A 12,480-nucleotide genomic window follows, 5' to 3' on the forward strand; every position below is an offset into this window, starting at 1 on the left:
TGTGGGGAGTGCGAGTTGATGTCGTTGGCAATGTGAATGAAGTACGTACCATTGATATTGCAGGGCGAAGTGCAGTTGTCATTGATGTATTGTGTACGACCAGTACGATTGTTACGGCTCTGGCGTATGACGCTTCGGCTGTGATTGCCGTAGAGACCGTTCCACAAGCCAAACAAATGGAAGTGAAAGATTGCATTCGAGGCGGGGAGCGTTTTGACAAAAAAATCACCGGATTCGAAGTGGGGAATTCCCCCTATGAATATATGACTGCAGGCATTGCAGATAAAACAATCATTCTAACCACAACCGATGGAACACGAGCTTTGATCAAGGCTTCCAAGGGGAAACATGTATTCGCTGGTTCATTTCTCAATGTGCAGGCTGTTGCAGCAGCTCTATGTGAACTTCAACGAGATGTATTGCTGTTATGTGCGGGAAACCAGGATGAATTTGCTCTGGAGGACGGGTTGTGTGCTGGATGTATCATCGACGAACTGCACCGTCAATCCTGTTCTCCCCTCCAACTTAACGATCTCGGCATCGTTCTTCATCAGGCGGTATCCCAATGTCAGGAGAGCATCCCGGAGTTGGTGCAGGGGTCTGTTAGCGGGCGGAGGCTTGAAAAGTTAGGCAGAGTTCATGATATTTCGTATTGTTCTCAATTAAACCTGCTGGATTGTGTTCCCGAGATGGGGGAGGGGAACCGCATGCAACCTTATAGAGGCATACGCGGGGGAAAGATGTTCAAGTTGATGTGAGAATTGTTATAAGAAAAACAAAAAAAGGTGTACTGCTGCCCGTTGGCAACAGTACACCTTTGCTAATTTACATACACATAAAACACCTTATCTGCGATCTTGAGGTCCGCCGATAACAGCTTGCTCTGCAGTGTCGAGATCATATGCTGTATGCAATGCCTTAATGACGTCATGCAGCTTATCTCCGTCAATGACACAAGATACTTTGATCTCGGAAGTGCTCACCATCTTGATGCTCACGCCTTCAGCGGAAATGACTTTGAACATCTTCGCAGCTACACCAGGGTGACTGACCATACCTGCGCCAACAATGGAGATTTTAACGAGGTTCTCCTCTGATGTGACTTCACGGTAAGGCAAACGGCTGTGAAGGCCTTCAATGACACGTAATGCGTTCTCACGATCAGACAGCGCCACAGAGAACGAGAAGTCCGCTTTGCCATCCATCACTCCGCTCTGAACGATAATGTCCACATCCAGCTGATTGGACGCAAGCGCACCAAATACTTCGGCCAGAACTCCTGGTACATCCGGCACACCCAGAATACTGATGCGAGCCACATTTTTGTCATAGGCAATACCACTAACCACTACGCCTTGTTCCATTGCTGCTTCCTCCTTCACAACCGTTCCTTCATTATGGTTAAAGCTGGATCTTACAATTAAAGGTACACCGGAATGCTTCGCGTACTCTACTGCACGCGGATGCAGCACCGCTGCTCCCAAATTAGCAAGTTCCAGCATTTCGTCATACGATATTTCCTTCAGCTTGCGTGCAACCTTAACGATCCGCGGGTCCGTAGAATAGATTCCGTCTACATCCGTATAGATCTCACATGCATCAGCCTTAATTGCTGCCGCCAGCGCTACAGCTGTTGTATCCGAACCACCACGACCAAGCGTTGTGATCTCGCCGTCTTCCGTCATGCCCTGGAAGCCTGCAACAATAACAATGTTGCCCTCGGCAAGTGCTGCATTCACACGGTCAGGTTGAATATCATGAATACGTGCTTTTCCGTGAACCGGCTCTGTGCGGAATCCCGCTTGCCAGCCTGTAAACGATACTGCCTTACGTCCGAGCGCTTGAATAGCCATGGATAACAAAGAGATCGAAATCTGTTCTCCTGTCGTTAAGAGCATATCCATCTCACGAGCAGGCAGATCACTATTCAGTTGTTTTGCCTGATCAATCAAATCATCTGTTGTATCCCCCATGGCCGAAACCACAACTACACACCGATGTCCTTCATCAGCTTTTTCTACAACACGTCCGGCTACACGCTTCATGCGTTCTGTATCTCCGACCGAGCTGCCCCCAAATTTCATGACGTACAATGACAACGCAAATCCACTCCCTACCTTGTGCAGTATGCATAATTAATGTCCATCGTCATTATTCTCTACGAGAAATGACTTTAACCCAGTATATTACGAAAGCGCCTGATAGGCTAATCTTTTTTCGAAAAAACCCTCTGCCAAAGGAATGGCAAAGGGTTGTTAATACCGTTTATTAGCTTACAGCTTGTGAAAGTTACGCACGGGAAGAGTATTTACCTTCACGTGTGTCAATCAGGAGAACGTCACCTTCGTTAATGAACAAAGGAACTTGTACATTCAAGCCTGTTTCCACTTTTGCATTTTTGGTAGCGCCTTGTGCAGTGTTACCTTTAACACTTGGCTCAGTCTCGATGACTTTCAACTCAACGCTTGTTGGCAAGTCAATTCCGAGAATTTCACCTTGGTAGCTAACGATCTTAACGACCATGTTTTCTTTCAGGAAGTTCAATTCCCATTCCAGTTGATCACTAGTCAATGTGAACTGATCATAAGTTTCGTTATCCATGAACGTGTGCTCTGTACCGCTTGCATACAGGTAGGATACGCCACGGTTTTCGATGATGGCACGACCAATCGTTTCGCCTGCACGGAATGTTTTTTCAACGGTGTTACCGTTACGCAGGTTTTTCAATTTGGAACGTACGAAGGCAGCGCCTTTACCTGGTTTAACGTGTTGGAAATCAAGCACGGTATAGATATCGTTATCTACTTGCACGGTCAAGCCTGTTTTAAAATCGTTTACTGAAATCACAAAAAATCCCTCCTGATATGGTTGAAAAGTAGGTGATATATGACGATGGGTTAATATAAAAGTGAGTTCATCTGCTTGGTGACTCTGTGCGACATGACCGTTTCGGGTTCGGATCGTTCTTCCGATCGCTGTTGTCTCCCCATTTTCATGATTAGAATTACATAAGGTTGAAAATGGGGAGACAAAGGCGAACGCTGACGCTTCTTCTGAATCGATTCCGTCCCCTTCACTGCGTTTGCGCTCGCATAGAATCAATCGTAGATGTACATTCCTCTATATTAAAAATCGTCTTATATCCCTGGTGGCTGTAAATTAGCCGATTACGGTGAACTTCTTGTCCGACTTCGTGAGAATATGAATACCCGTCTCGGTAATCACTACGTCATCCTCGATACGCACGCCGCCAAGCCCGTCAATATATATCCCCGGTTCAACGGTAACAACCATACCCGGTTTCAATACATCGTCGCTAAGCTTGGACAGGCGAGGAGCTTCGTGAACTTCCATACCCAGACCGTGGCCTGTGCTGTGTCCGAATTGATCTCCATATCCGTGACCTGCAATGATATCACGAGCCAATGCATCTGCTTCCCGTCCGGTCATACCCGGTTTCAGGTTCTCCAGCGTATGTAACTGAGCTTCCAGTACAATGTCATAAATTTTGCGCAGTTCAGGTACAGGTGTACCTGTTGCAATGGTACGTGTCAGATCTGAACAGTATCCGTCCAAAAGTGCACCAAAGTCAAATGTAATTAACTCATTCTGTCCGATGACCTTACTGCTCGCTACACCGTGAGGCATAGCAGAACGTTCACCCGATGCTACAATGGTGTCAAACGAAGAGGACGTTGCTCCATGTTTGCGCATGAAAAACTCCATCTCCAGATCCACTTCACGCTCCGTCATACCTGGTTTTGCAAACTGCAAAACGTGGCTGAACGTGGCATCCGCCAGATCTGCTGCTCTCTGCATGACCGCGATCTCGTCTTCATCCTTGAACATACGAAGTTGTTCCACGATCCCGGATACAGCTTTCAGTTCAATAGACTGCAGTGCTTCAGCATAAGCGGAATGCGTGCCGAATGTGACACTATCCTGTTCGAAGCCCACTTCTTTGATATTCGCGGATGTCAGCAATTCGCGCACCGTATCCATCGGCTTAGCTCCATGTTCCACAACGGTAAATCCTTTGGCTTGCTGAGGCGCTTGTGACATATAACGGAAATCAGTCAGCAGATATGCATCCTGTTCCGTAATCAGCACATATCCCGCCGAGCCTGTAAAGCCCGTCATATAACGACGGTTAATCGGGTTTGTAATCAGCATTGCAGTGAGTTCATGCTCACGCATGGCTTCACGCAACTTATTTACTCGTTTGTTTTCCATCGGTAACCCTTCTTTCTCTCACATTCCCGGGTTCCCGGCTCAGGTTTGTTTGTCCAGATGACGCACAAGAGCCAGCAATCCCAGTTCATAGCTTACTTCGCCAAATCCGGCAATCTGCCCGATTGTTTCCGCTGCAATCACTGAATGATGTCTGAACGCTTCGCGTGCATGAATGTTGGATAGATGTACTTCCACCGTAGGGACTTTTACAGCATTGATTGCATCACGTATAGCATAGCTATAATGGGTAAATGCTCCGGCATTCAGTATGATTCCGTCTGCCTCACCCATCGCTGCATGAATGCGGTCAATGATGTCCCCTTCATGGTTCGATTGATAAAAAGCGATGGAGACGCCAAGTTCATCAGCCTGTCTGCGAATTTTGTCTTCAATATCCTTCAGACTAAGCGTTCCATAGATGCCCGGTTCACGTACACCAAGCATGTTCAGGTTCGGACCATTGATCACAATAATTCGTTTCATCGCTGCTCCACCCTCTCTGCAAATAACCATCTGCTATTTTAACACAGCCATTGCCGGATTGAGAAGCTTTTTTGCGCTATGCCCCCGCTTGCTCCGGCTCGCGTTTACGTTCATCCGTGTACTCCATGGCTACCGTGTAACCAATGAACAGCCCCCATAACAAAAAGAAACAGAGTTCCGTGATGATTGAATCCCACGTTAAACCGTTCAAAGGCTTCATCATACCCAGTTTTGGTCCGACCAGTACAAAGAGAATCAGCCACCAGACGATTCCATACACCATGCCGGGTAACGGCCCTTTCAGTTTTCTAATCGTGAACGTGTAGAGTAAGGATGCCAAGATGGAAAAGACGATAAAAAACAGCCAGCCTGTCAAATGTCCTGCTGCGGTATATATATATTCATGTTTGAAAAAAGGCTCGGCCAGAAATCCGACAGGTACAATCGTAAAATGCAACAGATAGAATAGCCAATGTAGCCCGCCCCAGATAAAACCGGCAAAAAAGCCAAGCTCTAACGCAAAGGAAAACGGATTCGTGTAGTAGTGTGCTTGACCTTGCCTCTGGGTAGGGCGCCTGCCCCTGTCTTTTTGCTGCCGCTCATTGGGACGTTGACCTTCATCATGTGATGTATCTTCATGCTTACGTTCTGTCATCGATATTCTCCTTCATTCAGTTGATAATCCCGCATTATGCCTCGAATTTCCGCTCTGATTCTACGAGGTAGTATGTTCAAAACAGGACAATCTTAACAACATCCTTCAAGGTTTGACTCACAAACTAGAAATTGGTCTTAAAATTCGATACAATAGGGTTATTAAACTGCCTTTGATCGCGAAGGCCTAGAACAGAATAGGAAGGTGAATAATTTGCCTCAACAATCCAAGCCTGTCAGCTATGGGGGGCAAGCTGTCATTGAAGGCGTAATGTTCGGTGGGAAACATGTCAACGTTACAGCTGTTCGTAGAAAAGACGGCGAAATTACGTATCTGGAAGTTCCCAAGCAAGACAAGTCCTGGGTCACGAAATTGCGGCGGATTCCTTTATTACGCGGAATTGTCAGCATTATAGATTCAAGTGTCAAAGGTAGCAGACATCTCAATTATTCTGCTGACGCCTATGCTGATGATGAACTGGAACCGGAAGAGAAAGCCAAGCAAAAAGAGAAAGAAGGTTCGGGCTGGAGCCTAAGCATGATCATCGGTGTGACTGCCGTAGCCATCCTTTCATTCCTTTTTGGTAAAGTTGTGCTCACATTGCTTCCTGTTGTTATCGAGAATTTTCTATTCAAAAATGCATTCGACAATCAGTTTTTGCATAATTTACTGGAAGGCGGCATTAAGCTGATCCTGTTACTCGCCTATCTGTGGTTAATCTCACAGACGCCGATGATTAAACGTCTCTTCCAGTATCATGGAGCGGAACACAAAGTAATCAGCGCACATGAAGCTGGTGAAGAACTGACACCGGAGAACGTGCAAAAGTACAGCCGACTGCACTACCGCTGCGGAAGCAGTTTCATTATGTTGACTGTCATTATTGGAGTGTTTCTATACTCTCTCTTCACGTACGATAACCTCTGGGAACGGATGGGTCAGCGTCTGTTGTTATTGCCAGTTGTGCTAGGCATTTCTTTTGAACTGTTAAAGCTCACGAATTCAGTACGTGATATTCCTGTACTGCGTTATCTCGGATACCCGGGATTGTGGCTGCAATTGCTGACAACAAAAGAACCGACAAACGAACAGGTAGAAGTATCCATTGCTTCGTTTAACCGTATGCGTGAGTTGGATGCCAAGCTTGCCAATGTCTCTGCTACGTCAGAAGTACCTGTTGCAACACTCGATCCTGTGAAAGGGTGAATGATATGAACAAGCAGGCAATCTTATTTTGGACGTTCATCGCACTAGCTGCTGTTGGAGTCTTGACTTGGCTGGGGAACGCTAGTCCATCCAGGATCATTATTCCTCTGGTCGTGTTCGGAGCTGTATTCCTGCTGTACAAATATCCGCCTCGTCGCTGGGCAAGCAAAACCAAATCACCAAAGATCAAGCCATCGGCTCGAACCATGGCGAAAGTCAATGCACAGTCTAGTGCCAGAAAGAGCAGCGGCTCTTCTAAGAAACGCAAGGATTATCCTTTCCAAGTGATTCAGGGACAAAAAGGTAAAAGCGATGAAGATATACCGAAATTTCATTAAAAGTTACTGATATACAAAAAAGCAGTTCTCCCAATATGCGGAGAATTGCTTTTTTCGCGTTTATACAGGAATCAGAGGCGGAGCTTCTGCCTGTTTCTTGCGCAATTCTTTTCGTTGTTTGTCCAGCTGTTCATCATACACTTTCATATTCCACCCGTTGAAAAATTCACTCCCTGCGGTAGTACCTGATCGATATAAGGCCGTGCTGTCCTGTAACGATAAATGAAATTGCGTTGGTTTAATCCCAAGCGTTGGTATCTTCACTGTCCGAAACCGGTTAATCTGTTCGATGTAGCGTTCATCATGTGCTGTGAGCATCGTCTCCACAAGGGCCTGAAGCATGCTTAACGGTCCTTTAATCCGGGCAGGTTCCACTTCCGTCTTCCCCACCATTTTGAATCCGACAACCGGAATAACGTCTCCACCTCGTTCCGTACGATCCCCATCGAAGAGCCACAGCGGAAAATTGCTAAGCAATCCACCATCCACTACATAGACGAACTGATCTTGAAAAGGAAGTCCTTTGGAGAATACTGGCGATTTACGTATGATTACCGGATCGAAAAAATACGGAATACTGCAACTCATACGTACCGCTTTTGCAACATCCAGCTTCGTAGGATCAATGCCGAACCGACGAATATCGTCCGGCAGCACCAGAATGGTCCCATTGGATATATCGGATGCGGTAATAAGCAACTTGCCTTGCGGCAAGTCAGCGAATGTGCGAATCCCTTTCTGCTCCAACATCTTGCGAATCCATGATTCCAGCGCTTCTCCGGAATACAGTCCTTTCTTCAAGAACAGCCTTGCTGCGGGTCCGATCCATCGGGTATTAAATATGGGGGAACGACGCAGCAATGAAACAAAGGGTGTATTCTCAATAATGACTTTCATCTCTTCGGCCCGGTAACCCGCCGCTAGCAGAGCAGCTACAATGGAGCCCGATGACGTGCCGGCCACCCGATTGAACTGAATGCCACAATCTTGAGCACCCTGCACAGCACCCGCAAGCGATATTCCCTTGACGCCTCCACCTTCAAATACCGCGTTAATTAACATAACAAAAAACCCCCGTTCTCCAGGCAGCCACGTTTCTACTGCCACTCTATGAGAACAAGGGTTTGTCTTATCACTGTATTGTTAAAATGTTTTATAGACCATAGTAGGCTTTTAATTTGGCAATCAAGCCGAGAGGGTTCTTCGTCAGGTACTGTGAACTAAAGAAAATATCCCCTTTGACCGAACCATACTTCTTGTTGTAGTTCAGCTGATCGATGATCTCCTGTGAAGTTTGCCAGCCAATTTCCGGCGTACCCAGCTTATAAGGAGAGTGACCGATATACAATTTTACATTTGTGTTAGCCACTTCATTCGCCCACCAGTCCACGACTTTGTCGTATCTGGCTACACTTAGTGTCATACTCCAATACACCTGCGGAGCGACATAGTCGATCCACTCCTGGTTAATCCATGTCCGCACATCTGCATTCATGCTGTCATACGCGGTTACTCCTGCTTTGGTATCAGAACCCGTCAGATCAACAGATTTGTTACGCCATACACCAAATGGACTAATTCCATATTCAACGTTAGCTTTCACGCTGTGAATGCTCTGCCCGAGCTGCTTAACGAACTGATTGATATTGTCCCGACGCCATTCAGCACGGTCCTTGGTATTTAATGTGTTATAGGTTTTGAAGGCGGCATCATCATTAAAAGTCACATTGGATGGATAGAAATAATCATCCAGATGTACACCATCAATATCATACTGATTGACCACTTCCATGATCGTATCGATAATATGCTGTCTGGCTTCCGGGATACCCGGGTTAATGTACATTTTGCCGGATGCATTCACAATCCAGTCTGGATGAAGCTTGGAGATGTGGTTTGCAGCCAAGTTCGATGTACTCGCTGAGTTCGTTGCTCTAAACGGATTAAACCAGGCGTGGAACTCCAGGCCCCGTTTGTGTGCCTCCTCGACCATAAAAGCGAGGGGATCATAACCTGGATCTTTACCTTGTGTTCCTGTCAATACGCTGTTCCAAGGTACCAGACCTGAAGGATAGATGGCATCCCCATTGGCTCTCACTTGGACAAATACGGCATTAATGCCCATACCTTGCAAAGTATCTAGCTGTTTCGTATACTCCTGTTTTTGCTTCTCTACATTTCCCTTGGCACCGGATGTAGGCCAGTCTCCATTCACAGTGGAAATCCAGGCTCCCCGCATCTCTTCAGAAGCTGGTACAGTGCCCGTACCTCCAGGCTCCGCTGGGGTTGCCGGGGTTGGTTCAGGAGTTGGGACTGATTCGTCTCCTGTGTACAGATCAATGGTCTGGGCTGCCTGATTCCAGTTCACTCGAATGCCCAGATTCTCACTGACGAATCGAATGGGTACCATGACCCGACCTTGTTTCAATTCGACCGATGCATCCAGACCAACTACAGCGTTATCCACGGTCGCCTGCTGGCGCCCTCTCGTCATAGAGATGACTGAATCGGATTTCTGAATGGTCACGGTACGAGTAGCTTGAGACCATAAAACAGACGCACCCAGTCCTTCGCTAATAACACGCAGAGGCACCATCGTTACATTTACTTTGGGCAAGATGTGGGGTGATACATCCGATTCCAAACGGTTGCCGTCCAGAAAAATAGCGATTTCCTTCTGCCCGGCTGCTTGTGCCGTCATGCCTGCTGTCTGTAATCCAAGTACAAAAATGAGCAGCAGCATCAATCCTTTACGAAAATTCATTAGTGCAGTCCTCCAAAATCATTATAAATTTGCGGTAAATTCTACTAGTTTAATAGACGCTCCTACCCATCGTTTAGTTGCGAAAAATCACCAAATTATGGTGTTAATCCAAACAAAAAAATGCTTCCTGCCATTAAAACGGCAAGAAGCATCCTTTGATCACAGGATACGATTCATTGTATATCACCATGTTGAAACCACTGCTGAAACTTAAGACTCCGTATTACTCATGACGTCCTGAAGATTTTTGAGGTCACGCAACCGACTCTCATCCTGACGGAAGTATTCAACCAAGGACTCAATGCATGTAATGGAGTCCCAGCTCAGATGATGTTCAATGCCTTCAACATCATTGTAAATATTTTCTTCCTGAACACCAATCGTTGTCAAAAATTGTTCAAGCAGATGATGGCGCTCCATCAAACGTTTGCCCATCTTTTTGCCTTTTGGCGTAAGCACCAGTCCGCGGTACTTCTCATAGATCAGGTACTCGTCTTTGTCCAGCTTTTGGATCATCTTCGTCACCGATGAAGGATGTACTTCCAGTCCTTCAGCTATATCAGACACACGAGCATAGCCCTTTTCATCAATTAATTTGTATATACGCTCCAAATAATCTTCCATACTGGGCGTTGGCATCTGCTTCCCTCTTTTCTCTCTGACCGGCCCCTATTCGTGCCTGGTCCCTATCTTATAATGATACATGTTATCAATACGCATTGGCAAGTCCTGCACAGTTCGCAGCGCGCTGTTACACAAGTAATTGGCAGGCGTGACTTTTCCCCAAACGAGGCAAACTAAACAAAGTTCCGCATCGAAAGGAGTGATTTCGTGAGTACAAGTGTAGCCTCACCGCCAGTTCGTAAAGCAAAAGGTACTAAACCCTTTATTCCCGATTTGGTGTATTTTGAACCCGGTGCGTTGGAATATGATAAAGGCAAACGGATTATGGAATGGGTGACATCCAAAAACATACCTTATCAGATGACCACATCCCATAACCGAATCACAAACTTGCCGGGTGAAACCGAACAAGAAAAATATCGGATGGCAAAGCGTACTCTGGTCGTTGGTGTGCGCAAAACACTCAAGTTCGACCAGTCGAAACCTTCAGCGGAATATGCCATTCCCATCTCTACAGGCTGTATGGGGCACTGCCATTATTGTTATCTTCAAACTACCCTTGGTGCCAAGCCTTATGTCCGTGTCTACGTTAACACTGAGGAGATCATTCAGGCTGCCAAAGGATACATCGAAGAACGCGCGCCTGAGATCACAAGATTTGAAGCCGCCTGTACGTCTGATCCGGTAGGACTCGAGCATATCACGGAAAATTTAAGTGACTTGATTCATTTTATGGCAGATGAAGAATACGGACGCTTGCGCTTTGTAACCAAATATCATCACGTTGATCCGTTGCTGAACATCAAGCATAACGGTCACACCCGTATCCGGTTTAGCGTCAATTCGGACTATGTCATCAAAAACTTTGAACCGGCTACCTCCAGATTTGAGGAACGCATTGAAGCTGCTGGCAAAATTGCACACGCCGGTTATCCCCTGGGATTCATTATCGCTCCTATTATGTGGTATGAAGGCTGGGAAGAAGGATACTCGGAGCTTTTGCAGAAGCTGGCAGATACACTTCCAGAGGAAGCAACCAAGGATCTTACGTTCGAGATGATCCAGCACCGTTTTACCAAAACGGCCAAAGCAACCATTGAGAAGCGTTATCCTAAAACCAAGCTGGAGATGGATATCGAGAAACGCAAGATGAAATGGGGACGCTGGGGCCAGTACAAGTATGTGTATAAGGATGACCAGCAGGATGCGCTGCGCGAATTCATTACGGAACGGATCTTTGAACATTTTCCACTAGCCAATATTGATTACTTCACCTAAACGAACAACAGGATTGCCCAAAATCATATGCAGTTAAAAGCATTTCTAACAAACGATTAAAAAGCAGGTTACATGACCCAGAGTGTCTCGGGTAACATGTAGCCTGCTATGTCATACATAATAAAACTTAAATTCAGTTCATCCGTTTAAATAATCATCCAGTCTGGTGTAATCTGCTGCAACCAGATCGTAATCTTTGTCATCTGATCTGTAAAAAGCAATACCCCAAGGAACAACATTAATGCTCCCCCGACCTTCATCATGACATTGGAATACCGTAAGATCCAGCGTGTCGAACCAATGAAAAACGCCAAAATGAAAAACGGGATGGCAAACCCAGCAGTATAACCTGTAATCAGCGCCAGCCAGGTTGTGGGCTCACTTGCAGCCATCGCAATGATTGTTGCCAGAATGGGGCCAATACACGGCGACCAGCCTGCTGAGAAACCGATGCCAAATATAAATGAGCCCAGATAACCTGCTGGTTTCCATTTCATATCCAGCTTTCGTTCCTTCATCAGAAACTGCGGCTTGAACACCCCAAGCAAAAATAAACCCATAAGCATAATCAAAATCGCAGACAATTGCCGAATCAGTTCTCGGTTATCGTTGAAAAATTGGCCAAACAGTCCAGCACCCAGGCCAAGCGAATAAAATACAGCCGAGAAGCCTAAAATAAACGCCAGCGTATGCGTCATCGTCTTAAAGCGAACTTCGCGCTGATTGCGGTCATCCTTCAGTTGTTGCACCGTCATACCTGTAATGTAGGAGAGGTATGATGGATACAACGGAAGACAACATGGTGATATAAATGAGACCAAGCCTGCTACAAAAGCCATCCATACATTAACATCAGGCATGAAGCGGATGTCTCCCTTCCCCGGGCTCACGTGCTTGCT

At 46.2% G+C, this 12,480-nt stretch carries 13 protein-coding genes; 4 read left to right on the forward strand and 9 right to left on the reverse strand.

What is annotated here, in order from left to right:
• Positions 1-8 precede the first annotated feature (8 nt).
• On the forward strand, positions 9-758 hold the full coding sequence (locus MKY87_RS05070; protein WP_047843624.1) for a 2-phosphosulfolactate phosphatase: 750 nt from the start codon (positions 9-11) through the stop codon (positions 756-758).
• Between the two features lie 87 nt (positions 759-845).
• Here the strand turns inward: MKY87_RS05070 and MKY87_RS05075 are convergent, their stop codons facing one another.
• The 5 genes from MKY87_RS05075 to MKY87_RS05095 all read right to left on the reverse strand — a co-directional run bounded on the left by MKY87_RS05075 (position 846) and on the right by MKY87_RS05095 (position 5,371).
• Positions 846-2,099 (reverse strand): aspartate kinase, encoded by a 1,254-nt coding sequence (locus MKY87_RS05075; RefSeq protein WP_047843625.1) that lies wholly within the window; start codon positions 2,097-2,099, stop codon positions 846-848.
• A gap of 190 nt (positions 2,100-2,289) precedes the next feature.
• Complete coding sequence (gene efp / locus MKY87_RS05080; RefSeq protein ID WP_017687580.1) at positions 2,290-2,847, reverse strand: elongation factor P; 558 nt, start codon at positions 2,845-2,847, stop codon at positions 2,290-2,292.
• A gap of 312 nt (positions 2,848-3,159) precedes the next feature.
• The gene (locus tag MKY87_RS05085) at positions 3,160-4,233 is read right to left on the reverse strand and encodes a M24 family metallopeptidase (protein WP_036674988.1); all 1,074 of its coding nucleotides are present in this window, start codon (positions 4,231-4,233) and stop codon (positions 3,160-3,162) included.
• Between the two features lie 39 nt (positions 4,234-4,272).
• Complete coding sequence (gene aroQ / locus MKY87_RS05090) at positions 4,273-4,716, reverse strand: type II 3-dehydroquinate dehydratase (protein ID WP_062835278.1); 444 nt, start codon at positions 4,714-4,716, stop codon at positions 4,273-4,275.
• 76 nt (positions 4,717-4,792) lie between these two features.
• Positions 4,793-5,371 (reverse strand): YqhR family membrane protein, encoded by a 579-nt coding sequence (locus MKY87_RS05095; RefSeq protein WP_340963188.1) that lies wholly within the window; start codon positions 5,369-5,371, stop codon positions 4,793-4,795.
• A gap of 213 nt (positions 5,372-5,584) precedes the next feature.
• On the opposite strand from MKY87_RS05095, the gene MKY87_RS05100 reads away from it, so the two are divergent.
• Together MKY87_RS05100 and MKY87_RS05105 are read left to right on the forward strand one after the other, a co-directional pair.
• Positions 5,585-6,577, forward strand: coding sequence for a DUF1385 domain-containing protein (locus MKY87_RS05100; RefSeq protein ID WP_062835280.1), 993 nt, complete (start codon positions 5,585-5,587; stop codon positions 6,575-6,577).
• Positions 6,578-6,582: 5 nt separating this feature from the next.
• A complete protein-coding gene (locus MKY87_RS05105; protein WP_036614407.1) occupies positions 6,583-6,915 on the forward strand; it encodes a hypothetical protein in 333 nt (110 codons plus the stop codon).
• Positions 6,916-6,975: 60 nt separating this feature from the next.
• Here the strand turns inward: MKY87_RS05105 and MKY87_RS05110 are convergent, their stop codons facing one another.
• From MKY87_RS05110 to mntR, 3 genes are all read right to left on the reverse strand, one after another.
• Positions 6,976-7,977: a patatin-like phospholipase family protein gene (locus MKY87_RS05110; RefSeq protein ID WP_340967380.1), complete on the reverse strand. Its 1,002-nt coding sequence runs from the start codon at positions 7,975-7,977 to the stop codon at positions 6,976-6,978.
• A gap of 91 nt (positions 7,978-8,068) precedes the next feature.
• Complete coding sequence (locus MKY87_RS05115) at positions 8,069-9,679, reverse strand: family 10 glycosylhydrolase (RefSeq protein WP_340963190.1); 1,611 nt, start codon at positions 9,677-9,679, stop codon at positions 8,069-8,071.
• 210 nt (positions 9,680-9,889) lie between these two features.
• A complete protein-coding gene (gene mntR, locus MKY87_RS05120; protein WP_062835284.1) occupies positions 9,890-10,318 on the reverse strand; it encodes a transcriptional regulator MntR in 429 nt (142 codons plus the stop codon).
• Between the two features lie 192 nt (positions 10,319-10,510).
• On the opposite strand from mntR, the gene splB reads away from it, so the two are divergent.
• Positions 10,511-11,581, forward strand: a complete 1,071-nt coding sequence (splB, locus tag MKY87_RS05125) for a spore photoproduct lyase (RefSeq protein WP_340963192.1) — start codon at positions 10,511-10,513, stop codon at positions 11,579-11,581.
• Between the two features lie 146 nt (positions 11,582-11,727).
• Here splB and MKY87_RS05130 read toward each other — a convergent pair whose 3' ends face one another.
• The gene (locus MKY87_RS05130) at positions 11,728-12,441 is read right to left on the reverse strand and encodes a cytochrome c biogenesis CcdA family protein (RefSeq protein WP_017687570.1); all 714 of its coding nucleotides are present in this window, start codon (positions 12,439-12,441) and stop codon (positions 11,728-11,730) included.
• Positions 12,442-12,480 lie beyond the last annotated feature (39 nt).

The sequence above is a fragment of the Paenibacillus sp. FSL R7-0198 genome, assembly GCF_038000415.1.
Taxonomy (GTDB): Bacteria; Bacillota; Bacilli; order Paenibacillales; family Paenibacillaceae; genus Paenibacillus.

Coding starts and splice junctions, on each gene's coding strand:
- MKY87_RS05115 (WP_340963190.1), bottom strand. CDS start 9,679: ATGAATTTTCGTAAAGGATTGATGCTGCTGCTCATTTTTGTACTTGGA.
- MKY87_RS05105 (WP_036614407.1), top strand. CDS start 6,583: ATGAACAAGCAGGCAATCTTATTTTGGACGTTCATCGCACTAGCTGCT.
- MKY87_RS05095 (WP_340963188.1), bottom strand. CDS start 5,371: ATGACAGAACGTAAGCATGAAGATACATCACATGATGAAGGTCAACGT.
- aroQ (WP_062835278.1), bottom strand. CDS start 4,716: ATGAAACGAATTATTGTGATCAATGGTCCGAACCTGAACATGCTTGGT.
- MKY87_RS05110 (WP_340967380.1), bottom strand. CDS start 7,977: ATGTTAATTAACGCGGTATTTGAAGGTGGAGGCGTCAAGGGAATATCG.
- MKY87_RS05130 (WP_017687570.1), bottom strand. CDS start 12,441: ATGCCTGATGTTAATGTATGGATGGCTTTTGTAGCAGGCTTGGTCTCA.
- mntR (WP_062835284.1), bottom strand. CDS start 10,318: ATGCCAACGCCCAGTATGGAAGATTATTTGGAGCGTATATACAAATTA.
- MKY87_RS05085 (WP_036674988.1), bottom strand. CDS start 4,233: ATGGAAAACAAACGAGTAAATAAGTTGCGTGAAGCCATGCGTGAGCAT.